Source organism: Corynebacterium sp. UMB9976 (assembly GCF_030212265.1).
GTDB lineage: Bacteria > Actinomycetota > Actinomycetes > Mycobacteriales > Mycobacteriaceae > Corynebacterium.
This window is the reverse complement of record NZ_JASODY010000008.1, coordinates 42,146-57,789: the sequence shown is the minus strand read 5'-3', so window position 1 is coordinate 57,789 and position 15,644 is coordinate 42,146. Positions and strand designations below refer to the sequence as shown.

The following is a 15,644-nucleotide window of genomic DNA, read 5'->3' as shown; positions in this document are numbered from 1 at the left end:
CGGGCCCGGATGGTTCTCGGGCGCGCGGCCGGCGCAGGGGAGAGGCTGGACGGGCCAGCCCCGCTGGATCAGTTACTTCGCGGCGTGGCCGTTATCGAGGATCCAGTCGATCGCGGCGGTCAGCTTCTTGATGTCCTCCGGGTCGATGGCCGGGAACATGCCGATGCGCAGCTGGTTGCGGCCCAGCTTGCGGTACGGCTCGGTGTCCAGGATGCCATTGGCGCGCAGGATCTTGGCGATCTGCGCGGCGTCGATGGACTCGTCGAAGTCGATGGTGCCCACGACCAGGGAGCGGGCGGAGGCCGGGGTGACGAACGGGTTGGCACCGTCACGGCCCTCCGCCCAGGAGTACAGGTGGTTGGAGGACTCAGTGGTGCGCTTGACCATGCCGTCCAGGCCGCCGTTGTTATTCATCCACTGCACCTGGTTGTCGAGCATCACCAGGGTGCCGACGGCCGGGGTGTTGTAGGTCTGGTTCTTGCGGGAGTTATCGACGGCGGTCTTCAGGTCCAGGAAGGCTGGGATGTAGCGGTCGGAGGCGGCGATCGCCTCGACTCGCTCGATTGCGGCAGGGGAGAAAGCAGCGAGCCACAGGCCACCGTCGGAGGCGAAGCACTTCTGCGGGGAGAAGTAGTAGGCATCAGTCTGGGCGATGTCGACCGGAAGACCACCAGCGCCGGAGGTGGCGTCGATCAGGACGAGCGCATCGCCAGCCGGGCGGGTGACGTCCACCATCGCACCGGTGGAGGTCTCGTTGTGGGCCCATGCGACGACGTCGGCGTCCGCGTTATCCAGCTGGGACGGGGACGGTGCGGTGCCTGGCTCCGCCTCGATGATCTCCGGGGCGTCGAGCCACGGTGCCTTCTTGGAGACGGTGGCGAACTTGCCGGAGAACTCACCGTAGGTGAGGTGGGCGGACTTGTTGCGGATCAGGCCGAAGCTCGCGGCGTCCCAGAATGCGGTTGCACCACCGAGGGAGAGGACGATCTCGTGGCCCTCCGGGAGGCTGAACAGTTCGCTCAGGCCCTCGCGGACGCTGCCGACGACGTCCTTGACCCCAGCCTGGCGGTGGGAGGTGCCCAGGATGGCTGCGCTATCGGCGATGGCCTGCAGCTGAGCTGGGCGAACCTTGGATGGGCCACAGCCGAAGCGACCGTCGCCGGGGATGAGTTCCTGGGGCAGAGTTGGCAGTTCGTTATTTGGGGTTGCCATAGATGCGGACCTTCCTTGCTGTCCTAACTGGCCTCACTGCGTGGCCGCGTGAGGTGGTGGGCTTTTGTGGTTCAGTTCTCATTTTAGCGGGCGGCCTTCCGGGGGTTGCCACCCGCTGGGGGTAGTGGCGACGCACCCCAAGAATGTCGCGTAGCTCACATATGACGTAGGATACTGGGGTATCCCACGGCGCTGTGGAACGGCAGCGGCAGGGAGCTTCACTAGAGTCGCCTGGCGGCTCGGTGCCCGCTGATGCGGGTGCAGTACGCAAAGTTTCAAGGTGTACGCCGCGAGACGAGCCACAAGCGCTATACACTGTTAGCTACGGACGTACTCCGCGTGTGGAGATATCGCACGTGAACTTTTAGAAAGGGATGGCAATTGGCTACCGATAATCAGGACAAGGCCGTTCTCCACTACCCAGGTGGAGAGTACGAGATGGACATCGTCAAGGCGACCGAGGGTAACGACGGCGTCGCGCTTGGCAAGATGCTGGCCGAAACCGGTCTGACCACCCTGGACCCTGGCTACGTGAACACGGGCTCCACCAAGTCCGAGATCACCTACATCGACGGCGCAAACGGCATTCTGCGTTACCGCGGTTACGACATCGCTGACCTGGCTAACAAGGCCACCTTCAACGAGGTCTCCTACCTGCTGATCAACGGCGAGCTGCCGACCCAGGATGAGCTCAAGGAGTTCTCCGAGCGTATCCGCCGCCACACCCTCCTGGACGAGGACTTCAAGGCCGCATTCCGCGTCTTCCCGCGCGATGCTCACCCGATGAGCGTGCTGGCTTCCTCCGTGAACATTCTGTCCACCTACTACCAGGATGACCTGGACCCGCGTGACCCGGAGAAGCAGCAGCTGAACACCTACCGCCTCATGGCGAAGGTTCCGATGCTGGCTGCCTACGCTTACCGCGCATCCCAGGGTAAGCCGTACATGTACCCGGACAACTCCCTGAATGCTCGCGAGAACTTCCTGCGCAGCATGTTCGGCTACCCGACCGAGCCTTACGAGGTCGACCCGGTCGTCGTCGACGCGCTCGACAAGCTGCTGATCCTGCACGCTGACCACGAGCAGAACTGCTCCACCTCCACGGTTCGCATGGTTGGCTCCTCCGACGCCAACATGTTCGCTTCCGTCGCCGGTGGCATCAACGCACTCTCCGGCCCGCTGCACGGTGGCGCTAACCAGGCCGTTCTGGAGATGCTCGAGGACATCCACGCGAACGGCGACAACGCCGACGAGTTCATGACCAAGGTCAAGAACAAGGAAGACGGCGTGAAGCTGATGGGCTTCGGCCACCGCGTCTACAAGAACTACGACCCGCGCGCGGCAATCGTGAAGGAGTCCGCTCACCAGATCCTGGATCACCTGGGCGGCGACCACCTCCTGGACCTGGCTATGAAGCTCGAGGACATCGCGCTGAACGATGACTACTTCATCGAGCGCAAGCTGTACCCGAACGTCGACTTCTACACCGGCCTGATCTACCGCGCGATGGGCTTCCCGACCGACTTCTTCACGGTTCTGTTCGCCATCGGCCGTCTGCCGGGCTGGATCGCTCACTACCTGGAGCAGGTCAACGACCCGACCGCGCGCATCAACCGCCCGCGTCAGATCTACACCGGCCAGAGCGAGCGCAAGCTCGACCGCTAATTGTTGCTAGCCGAGCTGCGTGAGAACGTGGTTCGCGTGGGCATTACCGGCTACGTACAGTCGGTGCTGTGACACCCCGCCTCCTGCATAGGGCAGGGGCGGGGCTGTTCTTTGAGAAGGAAACTTGCCGGCCTGTGAAGGCTGGCGTGAGGAGAGTGGCAAAGAATGTCGAAGCCGCAGATTGACGCTGGATCTGGTCCGGCGCCTGAGGAGCTCGTGATCGAGGACCTGGTGGTTGGCGACGGTGCTGAGGCTGTGCCTGGCGGCATGGTTGAGGTGCACTACGTGGGCGTGGACTTCGAGACCGGCCAGGAGTTCGATTCCTCCTGGGATCGCGGTGAGTCGATTCAGTTCCCGCTCTCGGGCCTGATCGCTGGTTGGCAGGAGGGCATCCCGGGCATGAAGACGGGTGGCCGCCGGAAGCTGACGATCCCGCCGGCGCTGGCTTATGGCCCAGCCGGTACCCCGCACCCCCTCGCGGGCCGCACGTTGGTCTTCGTCATCGATCTCATCGATGCGAAGTAGCTAGCACAGCGTGATCGATTTGATCGATGCGAAGTAACTAGCAGGCGTCGTCCTTCTGGGTGACGCAAGCTAGCTGGAACGCACACAACCCCCGCCGGGTTTCTGAGGAACCGCGCGGGGGTTGTGCTGTGTGTGGAACACGGTGGGGTTTGTTGGTGGTACTTGGGGTGGGTCCTAGTTTTGGGCATCGCTACCAGCGAGTAAGCCGAGGGTTTGTATGGTTAGGCTACCCTTGGTATTATTTTGAAATTGTTGCGCGTCATGCTGTGCCCGTGACCTGCCGGAGTATTCTTTCCGGATATTTTGGGTCGCTTGCACCGCGATGTCCCGCTGCAGTCGAAGCACCCAAAACTCTCACACTTTAAGGCCCGACATGTTCCTGAAGAAGACTCTGAGCCGCCGCGCGGCTATCAAGACCACAGCAGCTCTGGCTGTATCCGCCCTCGTTCTCACCGGTTGCGCGCGAGGGGAGGAGCAGGCCTCAGGAGGGGAAGGGGCAGGCAATGAGCGGATCGCGGCAGTTGGGCTCGGGGACGCCGATACACTGCTCGCTCTCGGAATCCAGCCTGTCCTGGTAGCGCCGTGGGGTGCGGAGGGCGATGTGGATGCCTCGGGCGTTGGCCCATGGGCAACCGACAAGCTTGGGACGGAGAAGCCAGAAACTGTCTACGGCACCGGTAACGGCTTCACTGCTGAAGTTCTGGAAAAGATTTCGGCTGCCGATCCCGACAAGATCATCGCTGTGAACAGCGCCGTGGATGAGCAGGCGAAGAAGGCTCTCAACGACATTGCCCCAACCACCGTCAAGCCAGAGGGGACAACGGACTGGCAGATCCCGTGGCGAGACCAGGTAGCCCAGATCGCGAGGGCTGTGGATAAGAAGGAGGAAGGGGACAAGCTCGTCGAGGAGACGCAGAAGGCTTTCGAGGACTTCCGAAAGCAGCACCCCGAGCTCAAGGGCAAGCGCGCAGCTATCGTCATGCCCTACGAGGGCAAGATTGGCCTGTACACCTCCGGCGATGGTCGAGGGCAGTTCATCGAGAACTTGGGCTTCGACATTCCGAAGGAGCTTGAGGGCAATGGCGGTGAGTTCTACCGCGACATCGCTCCCGAGAACTACAACGAGCTCAACAACGTGGATTACCTCTTTGTGCTCGATTACCAGGGGGCAGCAGAAACTCTGAAGAAGGATCCAACCTTCAGCAAGCTCGAGGTGGTTCGCGAGGGCAAGGTGTACTGGATGGAGGACAACGTCGGTAACGCGATGAGCATGCCCAACCCCCTGACCATCCCGTGGGCCGTCGAGAAGTTCTCCGACGCGGTCTAGCTGCAAAGTTCTGTGATCAAAGCGCTCTCACCGCTCGCCTCTCCCGCACAACGCCTACGTGGCGGTGCGGGGGCTAGGCGTCCCCTGTCCGTTGTCGCGGTTACGCTTGGCGCACTGGCTTTTCTGGTGCTTTTGATGATCGCCTCCTTGTACCTAGGGGCCCGCAGCCTGTCGATGGGGGAGGTGACCAGCATCCTCCTGCACGGACCGCACCACGCGCCACATTCCACCGCTGGCGCAGAGCAGGCAGGGATTGTTTGGGACCTGCGCGTGCCCCGCACTCTCTTGGCTGTGTTCGCGGGCGCAGCCCTCGCCATGGCGGGAGCGATCGCGCAGAGCTGGACACGCAACCCCTTGGCGGACCCCGGCATCATCGGTGTCAACGCCGGCGCGGGATTCGCGGTCGCCGTCTCACTCACCGTGGGGTGGGCGACGACGGTCGGGCACCGGGCAGTGGCAGGGCTTATCGGTGCGGCCATTGCCGCGCTGGTCGTCCTGCTTATCTCCCGGGTCTCCCGCGACCCATTGACGCTGGTGCTGGTAGGCGTCGGCGTCACCTTCACCCTGCAAGCAGCCACGAATATGCTGAGCCTCTATTCCTCCGACACCCTGGAGGGACTGCGCCGCTGGACCGTCGGCTCCACCGCAGGGCGCGGTATGGATGACGTGCTGATGGCTGCTGTCGGCCTAGCCCTCGGGGCACTGTGCGCGGCGTTAGCGGCACGGCCACTGGACCTTCTGGCCATGGGTGAGGATGCGGCTCGTTCCCTGGGTGGCTCGCCCGCCCGAGCACGTCTGCTCGCCGCCGCTGCGGTGGTTATTCTTGCCGGTTCGGCGACCGCCACCGTGGGGCTTGTTACTTTTGTGGGCTTTGCCGTACCGCATTTGCTGCGGCCTGTCACCGGCCCTGGGCTTACGCGCTTGCTGGTGCCCACCGCGGTGGTTGGCGGCGCTGCCACGTTGTTGGCAGACATTGTTGGTCGTTTCGTGCTGCAGCCGAATGAACTCGAGATGTCGATTGTTCTGGCTATCGGCTGTGCGCCCATTATGGTCGCGGCGGTTCGTCGTCGGCGAGGCATTTCGGGCTCGAAAGACGCGGAGGTGGCAGTGTGAGCGGGATGACGGCATTGCACGCAGTCAAGCGCGCTCGCACCAGGCGTATCTTCCTGGCGACATTAGGCTTCGCCGCCGCCACGGTGCTGGGTTATTTCCTCATTCTTGGGCAGGGGGCTGTGAAGCTCAGCCCGGCTGAGGTGCTTGATGTTCTCACCGGTGGCGGTACGCGCCAGGCGATCAACGTTGTGTGGGATCTGCGCCTTCCCGTGGCCATCGCCACCGTCGTGGTTGGCGCGGCCCTGGGGCTCGCCGGATCATGGACTCAAGCCATGGCCCGCAATCCGCTAGCCAGCCCCGATATCCTCGGCGTTTCCGGGGGCGCAGCAGTGCTTGTCGTTGCGGGCACAGTGCTTGCCCGACCGGCATGGAGCGAGGGTATCCCGACGTTTTGGTGGCGTGCGGGACTCGCCCTCATCGGCTCCCTGGTGATTGTCGCGTTGCTTATGCTGCTCGGTGGCTTTGGCACCTCTCAGCGCGTGGTGCTCATTGGCCTGGCGCTTTCTTTTCTTACGCAGGCCTTGGTGCAGTATCTTTTGCTCAAAGCAGAGCTGACCCGTGCTGCCGATGCTCAAACGTGGCTCGCTGGTTCCACCGGCTTCGTACGCACCGAAGCGTTGTTGCCCATGGTGTTGGGCATGCTGCCTTTCGTGGTCTTGGGCCTCGTCGTCACGGTCGATCTTCCACTTTTTGCTCATGACGACGCCACCGCTTCCACCCTTGGCGTGAATGTCACCCGGGTGCGCTCGATCTTGCTTATCGCAGCGACCGGCATCGTTGCGGTCGTGGTTTCCTTTGTTGGGCCCATCGGTTTTATCGCGTTGCTGGCTCCTCAGTTGGCCAAGTTGGTGGCCGGTACCCCTACGCCTCATCCGTTGTGTTCGGCTGTTGCGGGATCCGCGCTCATGGCCGTGTGCGCGGTGGTGGCAGGTGCGTTGCCCTTTACTGCTCCTGTGGGGTTGGTGACCGCGATTATCGGCGGACCTGCGCTGATTTGGTTGGTGTGGTCGGCCGCGCGTCGCGGAACTGTGAAAGGAATGATCCAATGAGTATGCGAGTCGAGCACGTGACGGTCGGCTACAGCGAGGACCGGAGCATCGTTAAGGATGTCTCTTTTGAAGCGCAGCCGGGGCAGGTCACGACGCTGCTTGGCCCCAATGGCTGTGGCAAGTCCACCCTGCTCAAGGCCCTGTCCAGGCTTCTCGTTCCCAGCCAGGGGCGGGTGCTCGTCGCGGATAAGGACGTCCACGGCTTGGGCGCCCGCGAGGCAGCTCGTCTCATCGCGCTCTTGCCGCAACATCCGATCTGCCCGCCGGGGCTGACGGTAGGGGAGCTGGTGGAGCGTGGGAGGCACCCCTACCGGCGCGCGCTGTGGGGTGGGAGCGAATCGCCCTCCGAGGACCGGAAGAAGGTGCGGGAGGCGTTGGAGAAAACAGCGACTGACCACCTTGCCGCTCGTGATGTGGCGGCGCTCTCTGGTGGCCAGAGGCAGCGCGTCTGGATGGCGATGGTGCTGGCGCAGGATACGCCAGTCGTGTTGCTGGATGAGCCGACAACTTACCTAGACCCAGCGCATGCGATGGAGATCCTGGGGATCGTGCGCGAGCTCGCTCGGGAGGGCAAGACAGTCGTGACGGTGCTGCATGACCTCAGCCTGGCTGGTGCCTTCAGCGACACCATGATCGTGATGAAGGGTGGGAAAAAGATCGCGCAGGGCGCACCGCGGGAAGCGCTAACGGAGGATGTGCTCCACGAGGCTTATGGCCTGCGCGCTGAGGTGTGGGAGGACCCCCGTGGCACAGCGCCGATCATCGTGCCACGAGGAGTCGTCGACAACCCCACCCAGGCCTCCTAGCGCCACACCGCAGAGGGCGGTGGCTAGGTGCTCGGGGTTGGCGTCATCTGACCCGAGCTAAGGGCGAGCCCTGCCGATGAACCAGTACGGGCACCATTGCACGGAGTCGCTCTTAAGACCCCACGAGTCAATGACGTGGCGCCGTACCTCTTTGCAGAGATCTCCTTCGCCCGCGACCCAGACATATGACGCGCGGGTGGCGGGGTGCTTGGCTTCGTCGAGTTGGCGAAGGTGCGACAGGGTGGCGCCGCTGAACTCTGTCGTAGGGCGGAGAATAACTTTTAAGCTGCCTACCTTGTCCCGCCAGTGTTCACGTAGCAGCGGTTCCAGGTCGTGCTGGCTTTCGGCAAGCACAATCACGTGCATCTCGGGTAGCTGTTCGGGCGCGAAGGTCTGCGTGTACTCCAGGATGGCGCGGAGGGAAGGCGCTGCAGAGGGGTCGGCAATCAAGGTCTGGGAAGTCTGCTGACGATGCCACAGACCCTGGCATGTCCACAGAGCGACGTCATCGCCGACGTGGGCGTTCAGCGCCCAAGAAAGCCCGGGGCCGATGTGTTCGTCATCAGGGCTGCTTATGCCGTGCGTGACCACATCGAAAGTGAGGGATCCGCGTTCAGAATCAAGTGTTCGGACGGTATACCAACGCAGATTGGGGCGCTGTCCCTCTGGCATCGCCGCCACGCTGGCGCGGATGTTAATGCCACCATCGTGATCTGGAAGGTGCAGCTGCGCGCCGGGGGTCGGGGGCATGAGGAGGCCAAAGAACTCATCAGGGCCAGAGAGCTGGAAACCCTTTAGCTCGGGTGACTGGACGGCGATCCGACGCAAATTCTTTGCCGGAGCACTGATGCTGCAGACTTCAGCGCGGATGATGCGATGACCGCGCTCGCTTGGGGGATCGAGCAGCTGGTGATCAACGTATGAAGCGGGTCGGGTAGCGCTGATCGCGAGGGGATCCATGGTGTTCTGGCTCTTCGACATAATGCTGGTAAGCCTACCCTTAGTGTTGATTGCGCGGGGTCGGATGGTCAGGGGGAGGATCGTGCGCCGGGGCTGGAGCGCACACAACCCCCGCCTGGCTCTTCGGGAACCGAGCGGGGGCTGTTCTGCGAGTGGCTGAAACCAGAGGTCGCTGAATCGCTATTTCAGTGCGCCGATCCAGCTCATCTTCTTGCCGTTATGCAGGATCGCATTGCGGTAGATTCGCGCCACCAGCGCCAGCACAGCGATGACCACGATTACGCAGAGCCCATAGGCTGCGAGTACCGCTGGCAAGCTCATGTGCCCGGCCACGTACTGCAGCGGGGCGACGGCCAGGCTGAACGGCGGAAGCCAGCCGAGCACCTGCATGATGGTGCTGTCGAGCGCGTTGAAGCCGAACGCGGGGGCATAGATCATGCCGAAGACGAACAGCAGGATCGGCATCTGCGTGGACTGTAGGTCTTCGGTGCGGCTAACCATCGATCCCGCGGCAGCGTAAAGACTGCCGAAGAAGAGCATGCCCAGGATGAAGGAGACCAGGATCATCGGCAGTACCGACATGTCGAACTCGAAGCCATCGGCCAGCCCGGAGATCGACAGTGCCGCCACGCTGGCGAGCACGATCACAGCTGTGGCTACCAGTCCCACGATGGTGTTTCCAATGAGCTTGCCCGCGAGGAAGTCCAGCGGTCGCACGCTCGCCAGGATGATCTCCACGACGCGGGAGGACTTCTCCTCGGTGATGCGCCCGCCGATATTTCCGGCGAAGAGCATGATGAAGAAGGTCATCAGCATCATCCCCAGCATGACGGTGACGATGGCGCCCATCTGCTCTTCGACGGGGTCCTCGCTGATGTCCGTGGTTTTCACGTTCGCGGCACCCATCGCCTCGCCGAATTCCTGCGGGTTGATGCCGAGCTTATCTAGGGCCTCATTCTGGGTCAGCGTGCTCGTCACGGCCGCGACGGTGGCCTGGACGCTGCTCTTGGGCTGCCCGTCGCTGAGCAGCTCATAGCCCTCGTCCGTTTTGATCAGGGCTGCGTCGATGTCTTCCTTCACCGCGGCTTCCGCGGCATCGCGGCCGGTGGCGTCGGCGACGGAGAGCTTCTCGACGTTCTCGCCCAGGGCGTCCTGGACCTGCCGGAACTCTTCGGCTGAAATTCCCACCACCGCGAGTGCCGGGGCGTCGTCCTCCCGGTTGTTGAAGTAGCTGGCTACTCCGATACCGCCGATCGCGAGGATGAGCGTGATGATCAGGGAGAAGATGATTCCCTTGTTCCGCACCGCGACGGCGATCTCGCGGGTGGCGACGGTACGGATCGTGTTTGAACTGGTGTAACTCATGCGGTACCTCCCGCGCGGTTCGTACTTTCTTCCGTGGCCTGCTGCTTCGCTCCCTGGATGACTTCCTGGAATAGGTCGGTCAGGTCGGGGATGCGACGCTGGAAGTGGTGTACCGGCCCGGCCGCGAGCGCGTCACGCAACAGCTCCTGGTCGCGGTCCTGGCGATCGACCTGCAGCAGGACGGTGCCGTCGTCTTCGCCGACGAAGGTGGCGAACTCCGGGTACCAATCGCGCGCCGGGGTGCCGACCTCGAAGACGACCGGTCCACGCTCACGCAGCTCTTGAACCCCACCCTCGGCCTGCATTTGGCCGGCGGTGATGATTCCTACGCGGTCACAGAGCCGCTGGACCAGGTCCAGCTGGTGGGAGCTGAAGAGCACGGGCACGCCGCGCTGGGCGCGCTCGACGAGCATGTCGGACATGACCTGCACGGCGACCGGATCCAGCCCAGAGAAGGGCTCGTCCAGGATGAGGACATCCGGGTCGTGAATGAGGGAGGCTGCCAGCTGGACGCGCTGCTGATTACCCAAGGAGAGCTCCTCAAGCTTGTCCTGGGCGCGTTCTCCTAGGTCCAGGCGTTCCAGCAGATCCTGCGCGGCGGTGGCTGCAGCGGACTTATCCATGCCGTGCAGGCGGCCGAAGAAGCTCAGCTGGTCTGCGATTTTTTCCTTGTTGTAGAGCCCGCGTTCCTCGGGCATGTAGCCGATCCGGCGGCGCAAGTCGTCGTTCATTGGGGTGCTGCCAAGGCGGACCTCGCCCGAGTCAGCAGCTAGGACTCCCAATGCGATGCGCATCGTCGTGGACTTTCCCGCACCGTTGGAGCCAACGAAGCCGTAGATCTCGCCCGGTTGGACGGAAAAGCTCATGTCCTTCAGTACGTGGTGGTCGCCGTAGAATTTATTTAATTTCTCGACGTGGAGGGCAGTTCCTGTCATCCGTTCCTTTGCTTGAAGTCGGTCGCGGTTGGTGTTTTCTGAGGGCAGAGACGCGCGAATGTCTGCGACGTTTCTGTGCGCTAAGGATTTTACCGATCGGACTGGGCCACAGCGGGGTGTGACGGAAAAAGGTAGACAGGGGGCATGCCAACTATTACTCAGAATCTGGACAATAATTCCGTCATCCCGCTGCTGACCATGAACGATGGTCGGCAGATCCCGCAGCTCGGTTTTGGTACCTTCCAGCTGTCCGGCGAGACCTGCTACAACGCCGTGCGGGCCGCGATCACCGCGGGTTACCGCCACATCGACACCGCCGCTGTCTACGGCAACGAGGAAGAGGTCGGTCGCGCCATCCAGGACGCCATCGATGCCGGCGAGGTGACCCGCGAGCAGCTCTTCGTCACCACGAAGCTGTGGAACGATAGCCACGACCGTGTCGCCGGTGCCCTGGATGCCTCCCTGGAGCGCCTCGGCCTGGATTATGTGGATCTTTACCTGATTCACTGGCCGGTCGAGAAGATCGGAATGTTTGCCACGGCCTACCGGGACATGGTGACCCTGCGGGATCAGGGCAAGACCGCCAGCGTCGGCGTGTGCAATAGCTACCCAGAGGTCCTGGGCAAGATGATCGAGGCCAGCGGCGATACCCCGGCTGTGAACCAGATCGAGGTTCACCCCGGTTTCAACCAGGATGAGCTGCGTGCTGAGAACGCCAAGCGCGGCATCCTGACCGAGTCCTGGTCCCCGCTGAAGCAGGGGCAGAACCTGGATAACCCGGCCTTCCAGGCCATCGCGGACGCCCACGGGGTGACCGTCGCGCAGGTCATCATCCGCTGGCACATCCAGCGCGGCGATGTGGTGATCCCGCGTAGCTCCAAGCCGGAGCGCATCCGCAGCAACGCGGACGTGTTCGGCTTCCAGCTCACTGAGGACCAGATGCAGCGCATCACCGCGATCGAGGAGGGCGAGGCAGGCCGCCGCGGCCCGAATCCACACACCTTCTACGAGGGAACCTCGCTGCAGAAGCAGTAGTTCTCCCGCGATCGGCCGAAACCGCCCAGCCGGTGGGCGTGAGCTTATGGGTGGGGCGTGGGCGCGCAATATTTTTCTCGGTGGGGCGCACCTCAGCGCCGGGCGCCGAAGTTTCAGGGGCGCTAACCCGGTGCGAGCTCTAGGGCACGCGCGCGATGATCTCGGTATTCGGGATGAAGAACGCCGCGCCACCGGTGGCGGCCCATTGGGACCAGCCCTCGGTGATCTGGGTCAGCGCCTCGCGGGTGACCGTGCCGAGCTGGCCGGGCACGAGTTCGCCGTCATCCGTCACCGCGGTATCGGGGAAGTCCTCACCCAGTGCGGTGGCAGTGGTGCGGGCGTAGCGGGGTGACATGCTGCGCCGTGTCCACTTCTCGGCCAGCGCTTCGCGCTCGGCCTCGCTGGCGTAGGCGGTCAGGCTGCCGGACACGCTGAGGTCGGTGAGCCCAGCGGAGTAGAAGGTATGCGGCAGCTGGCGACCCATCGCGGGGTTGCCGTCGTGGGTTGCCAACCCGACGGAGAAGGTCGCGCGCCAGCGGGATAGCCCCGGGTTGGGTGGGAACCACGTCATCGCGCCGAAGTCGGCGTCCCGGACGGCGATGATGCCGCCGGGCTTCGTGACGCGACGGAACTCCTGGAGTACGACCTGCGGGTCTGCGACGTGGTGGAGGACCTGGTGGCAGAAGACGACGTCGAAGGTGGCGTCCGCGAAGGGGAGCTGGTGGATATCCGCCTGCTGGAACGGGACGTCCAGCGACTTTTCCGCAGCGAGCTCAGTGGCCTCCGCGATCGCGTCAGCGGACTGGTCGACCCCGGTGACCTGGGCGGGTGCGCCGCCGAGTTGGGTGATGTGCTCGGCAAGGTTCATTGTGAGGGAGCCCTGCCCGCAGCCCGCGTCGAGCAGGCGGGTGTTCGCGCTCAGGTGGGGTAGCAGGAATTCGGGGACGTCGAGCGGCGCGGGGAAGGCGTGTGGGTGCGGCACGGTCTGTGCTGGAGGGGTTGGATTCTGGGCTTCGGGATTCATGGCTTCATGCTAGGTGAGCGGACTTCCCACCGCACTTAGGTGATATGTCACTTACGTTTGGGTTAAGGTTAAGGGTATGCAATTCGGAATCTTCACCATCGGCGATGTCACCCCCAACCCGGTCACGGGGGACGTGCCCAGCGAGCACGAGCGCATCAAGAACACCGTCGAGATCGCGAAGAAGGCAGAGTCCGAGGGGCTCGACGTCTTCGCCACGGGACAGCACCACAATCCGCCGTTCATCGCACCCGCGAACCCACCCGTGCTGATGGCCAACCTCGCCGCTCAGACTGAGACCCTCCAGCTCTCCACCGCGACCACGCTGATCACCACCACCGACCCGGTGCGGATCGCGGAGGATTACGCCTACGTCCAGCACCTCGCGGAGGGTCGTGTGGACCTCATGCTCGGCCGCGGCAACACCGGCCCCGTCTATCCGTGGTTCGGCAAGGACATCCGCAAGTCGATTCCCCTTTCCGTAGAGAATTACCACCTGCTGCGTCGCCTGTGGCGCGAAGAGGACCTGACGTGGAAGGGCGAATTCCGCACCCCACTGCAACAGTTCACGTCCACCCCACGTCCTTTGGACGACGTCCCGCCCTTCGTGTGGCACGGTTCCATTCGCTCCCCGGAGGTCGCCGAGCAGGCCGCGTACTACGGGGACGGGTTCTTCCATAACCACATCTTCTGGAACATCGAGCACACCCAGCAGCTGGTGCGCCTGTACCGCCAGCGCTTCGAGCACTACGGGCACGGCGCGGCCGACCAGGCGATCGTGGGCCTGGGTGGGCAGATCTTCGCTGCCGATACCGAAAAGGAAGCAAAGGCCACCTTCCGGCCGTTCTTCGACAACGCCCCGGTCTACGGGCACGGCCCGTCGCTGGAGGAATTCGAGCGCATCACCCCGCTGACGGTCGGCACCCCGGAGCAGATCATCGAGCGTTACCTGGGTTACGCTGACGCCGTAGGCGACTACCAGCGCCAGCTCTTCCTGATCGACCACGCCGGCTTGCCGCAGGAGATGGTGCTCGAGCAGATTGAGATCCTCGGTAGGGAGATCGTGCCGGTCCTGCGGGAGGAGTTCGAGCGCCGCCGCCCGGCGCACGTACCCTCCGACCCGCCGACCCACGCCACGCTGGTGGCGGAGGGGCCGGACTCCCCGCACCGGCAGGTGCAGCCGGCCCAGGTTCAGTAGCTGGGTAGGTGCAGTAGCTGCTTAGGGGCGTGCAGGCCTAGTATCGCTCCTGGTAGTTCGCCGCTGGAAGTGCAAGGAAAGGATGGAGCAGAAGAGTTCATGAACTCCCTCATCGTTCTCAACGGAGGTTTGGGCAGCCCGTCGACGACCCGCAAGCTCGCCGAACGCATCGCCGGTGCGGTGGAATCCCAGGTTGGCCGCCGCGGAGAGTCCGTGGCCGTGGAGTACATCGACATCCGCGAATACACCGCCGATCTGGCCACGATGATGACCACCGGGATCGCCTCGGAGAAGCTCAAGGCCGCCCAGGATAAGATCACCGCGGCCGACGCGATGGTCGCCGCGAGCCCGGTCTTTGCCGCCAGCTACTCGGGTCTGTTCAAGATGTTCATGGACGCCCTGGATCCGAACGCGATCACCGGCATGCCCGTGATCATCGCCGCCACCGCCGGGACACCCCGGCACTCCCTGATGCTGGAATACGCGATGCGCCCGCTGCTGAGCTACCTACGCGCGGATGTGATGAGCACCGCGGTCTTCGCGGCCACGGATGATTTCGGCGGCGAGGAAGGGCTGGACCGGCGCATCGAGCGCGCCGCCAGCCAGCTCGCCGACGAGATCGCGCGGGTCTCCGGCGCAGGAGAGGGCGAGGGCTAGCGCGACATTGTGGGGCCTCATGCTTTGAGATTAATGCACATCCCAGGCCAGGGGTAGGCCTGGGAGGTGGATGGTTCCTGTTGTAGCGGGGCGCCAGTCGGCGGCGCGTGACCTAGCCCCGTGGCGGCAGATTGCCGTCCATGATGACCTTCTCCTGTGCCGGGTCCCAGGTGAAGGTGGCGTGGGCTTCGCCGGAGCGCATAGCGTTGGCCTCGCCGGGTTTGGTGTAGAAGTAGGTCACCGCGATCGTCTGGTCGTCGACCTGCTTGACGGCGGGGGAGAAGCCCTGCGGCTCGGCGGTGGCGGTGCCCAGGTACTCGCCCTTGTGGAAGAGCATGATGTGGTACGGACTGGAAGCTGTTGCCATATCAATCGTGAGGACGATAGGCGAGAGATCAGCGCAAGGATCGTAGAGGCCTGTGCCGGCATACTCGGTATTCCACGTCCAGCCCGGTTTAAACTCGGGCACCTTGCCCACGTTTTGTCGGAGCGCCTCCTCGGCGGAAAGGTCTCCGCACCGCTTGGGGCGGGTCTTTTTGCTTGGCTCGCTCTCCTGGGCCTTTCTCGTTGGCTTTGGCTTGGCTTTCTCTTTGCTTTCAGCAGGTTTCGGCTTCTTCACCGTCTGGGTGACGGTGACGGGTGAAGCGGAATCGGTGGCATCGCTGCCGTCACTGCTGCACGCGGTCAGTCCTCCCACGAGGACGCAGGAAAGAGCCAGTGGTAGCGCAACATTGTGGAGCCTCATGGCTATGAGATTACTTCGCCCCAGGTAGGAA

General features: G+C 63.5%; 15 protein-coding genes. 9 read left to right on the top strand and 6 right to left on the bottom strand.

All coding sequences use genetic code 11. The annotated features are described in order from the left end of the window. Positions 1 to 72: 72 nt before the first annotated feature. Positions 73 to 1,212: a phosphoserine transaminase gene (serC, locus tag QP140_RS05515; RefSeq protein WP_284758602.1), complete on the bottom strand. Its 1,140-nt coding sequence runs from the start codon at positions 1,210 to 1,212 to the stop codon at positions 73 to 75. 381 nt (positions 1,213 to 1,593) lie between these two features. Between serC and QP140_RS05510 the strand changes: the two genes are divergently transcribed. The 6 genes from QP140_RS05510 to QP140_RS05485 all read left to right on the top strand — a co-directional run bounded on the left by QP140_RS05510 (position 1,594) and on the right by QP140_RS05485 (position 7,697). Continuing rightward, the gene (locus QP140_RS05510; RefSeq protein WP_284758601.1) at positions 1,594 to 2,877 is read left to right on the top strand and encodes a citrate synthase; all 1,284 of its coding nucleotides are present in this window, start codon (positions 1,594 to 1,596) and stop codon (positions 2,875 to 2,877) included. Positions 2,878 to 3,042: 165 nt separating this feature from the next. Continuing rightward, on the top strand, positions 3,043 to 3,402 hold the full coding sequence (locus tag QP140_RS05505; protein WP_012360792.1) for an FKBP-type peptidyl-prolyl cis-trans isomerase: 360 nt from the start codon (positions 3,043 to 3,045) through the stop codon (positions 3,400 to 3,402). A 373-nt stretch (positions 3,403 to 3,775) separates the two neighbouring features. Then, the gene (locus QP140_RS05500; RefSeq protein WP_284758600.1) at positions 3,776 to 4,729 is read left to right on the top strand and encodes an iron-siderophore ABC transporter substrate-binding protein; all 954 of its coding nucleotides are present in this window, start codon (positions 3,776 to 3,778) and stop codon (positions 4,727 to 4,729) included. 135 nt (positions 4,730 to 4,864) lie between these two features. Continuing rightward, positions 4,865 to 5,842, top strand: a complete 978-nt coding sequence (locus QP140_RS05495) for a FecCD family ABC transporter permease (protein WP_198020645.1) — start codon at positions 4,865 to 4,867, stop codon at positions 5,840 to 5,842. Positions 5,843 to 5,847: 5 nt separating this feature from the next. Beyond that, entirely contained in the window at positions 5,848 to 6,891 is a 1,044-nt protein-coding gene (locus QP140_RS05490) for a FecCD family ABC transporter permease (RefSeq protein ID WP_284758622.1), read from the top strand. Next, positions 6,888 to 7,697: an ABC transporter ATP-binding protein gene (locus QP140_RS05485; RefSeq protein WP_070491591.1), complete on the top strand. Its 810-nt coding sequence runs from the start codon at positions 6,888 to 6,890 to the stop codon at positions 7,695 to 7,697. The genes QP140_RS05490 and QP140_RS05485 overlap by 4 nt, the downstream gene beginning before the upstream one ends. 57 nt (positions 7,698 to 7,754) lie before the next feature. Here QP140_RS05485 and QP140_RS05480 read toward each other — a convergent pair whose 3' ends face one another. From QP140_RS05480 to QP140_RS05470, 3 genes are all read right to left on the bottom strand, one after another. Beyond that, the gene (locus QP140_RS05480; protein WP_284758599.1) at positions 7,755 to 8,678 is read right to left on the bottom strand and encodes a siderophore-interacting protein; all 924 of its coding nucleotides are present in this window, start codon (positions 8,676 to 8,678) and stop codon (positions 7,755 to 7,757) included. 159 nt (positions 8,679 to 8,837) lie between these two features. After that, on the bottom strand, positions 8,838 to 10,022 hold the full coding sequence (locus QP140_RS05475; RefSeq protein ID WP_284758598.1) for an ABC transporter permease: 1,185 nt from the start codon (positions 10,020 to 10,022) through the stop codon (positions 8,838 to 8,840). Next, positions 10,019 to 10,957, bottom strand: a complete 939-nt coding sequence (locus tag QP140_RS05470) for an ABC transporter ATP-binding protein (protein WP_284758597.1) — start codon at positions 10,955 to 10,957, stop codon at positions 10,019 to 10,021. The genes QP140_RS05475 and QP140_RS05470 overlap by 4 nt, the downstream gene beginning before the upstream one ends. A gap of 144 nt (positions 10,958 to 11,101) precedes the next feature. On the opposite strand from QP140_RS05470, the gene QP140_RS05465 reads away from it, so the two are divergent. Then, entirely contained in the window at positions 11,102 to 11,992 is an 891-nt protein-coding gene (locus QP140_RS05465; protein ID WP_284758596.1) for an aldo/keto reductase, read from the top strand. A gap of 139 nt (positions 11,993 to 12,131) precedes the next feature. Here QP140_RS05465 and QP140_RS05460 read toward each other — a convergent pair whose 3' ends face one another. Continuing rightward, a complete protein-coding gene (locus QP140_RS05460) occupies positions 12,132 to 13,016 on the bottom strand; it encodes a class I SAM-dependent methyltransferase (RefSeq protein ID WP_284758595.1) in 885 nt (294 codons plus the stop codon). 76 nt (positions 13,017 to 13,092) lie between these two features. Here QP140_RS05460 and QP140_RS05455 point away from each other — a divergent pair, with 76 nt between their 5' ends. Together QP140_RS05455 and QP140_RS05450 are read left to right on the top strand one after the other, a co-directional pair. After that, on the top strand, positions 13,093 to 14,211 hold the full coding sequence (locus QP140_RS05455; RefSeq protein WP_284758594.1) for a CE1758 family FMN-dependent luciferase-like monooxygenase: 1,119 nt from the start codon (positions 13,093 to 13,095) through the stop codon (positions 14,209 to 14,211). A 99-nt stretch (positions 14,212 to 14,310) separates the two neighbouring features. Beyond that, positions 14,311 to 14,868 carry an FMN reductase gene (locus tag QP140_RS05450; RefSeq protein WP_284758593.1) on the top strand — a complete coding sequence of 186 codons (558 nt, stop codon included), beginning with the start codon at positions 14,311 to 14,313 and terminating at the stop codon, positions 14,866 to 14,868. A 112-nt stretch (positions 14,869 to 14,980) separates the two neighbouring features. On the opposite strand, the gene QP140_RS05445 is transcribed toward QP140_RS05450, so the two are convergent. Next, positions 14,981 to 15,613 (bottom strand): LppP/LprE family lipoprotein, encoded by a 633-nt coding sequence (locus tag QP140_RS05445; protein ID WP_284758592.1) that lies wholly within the window; start codon positions 15,611 to 15,613, stop codon positions 14,981 to 14,983. Positions 15,614 to 15,644 lie beyond the last annotated feature (31 nt).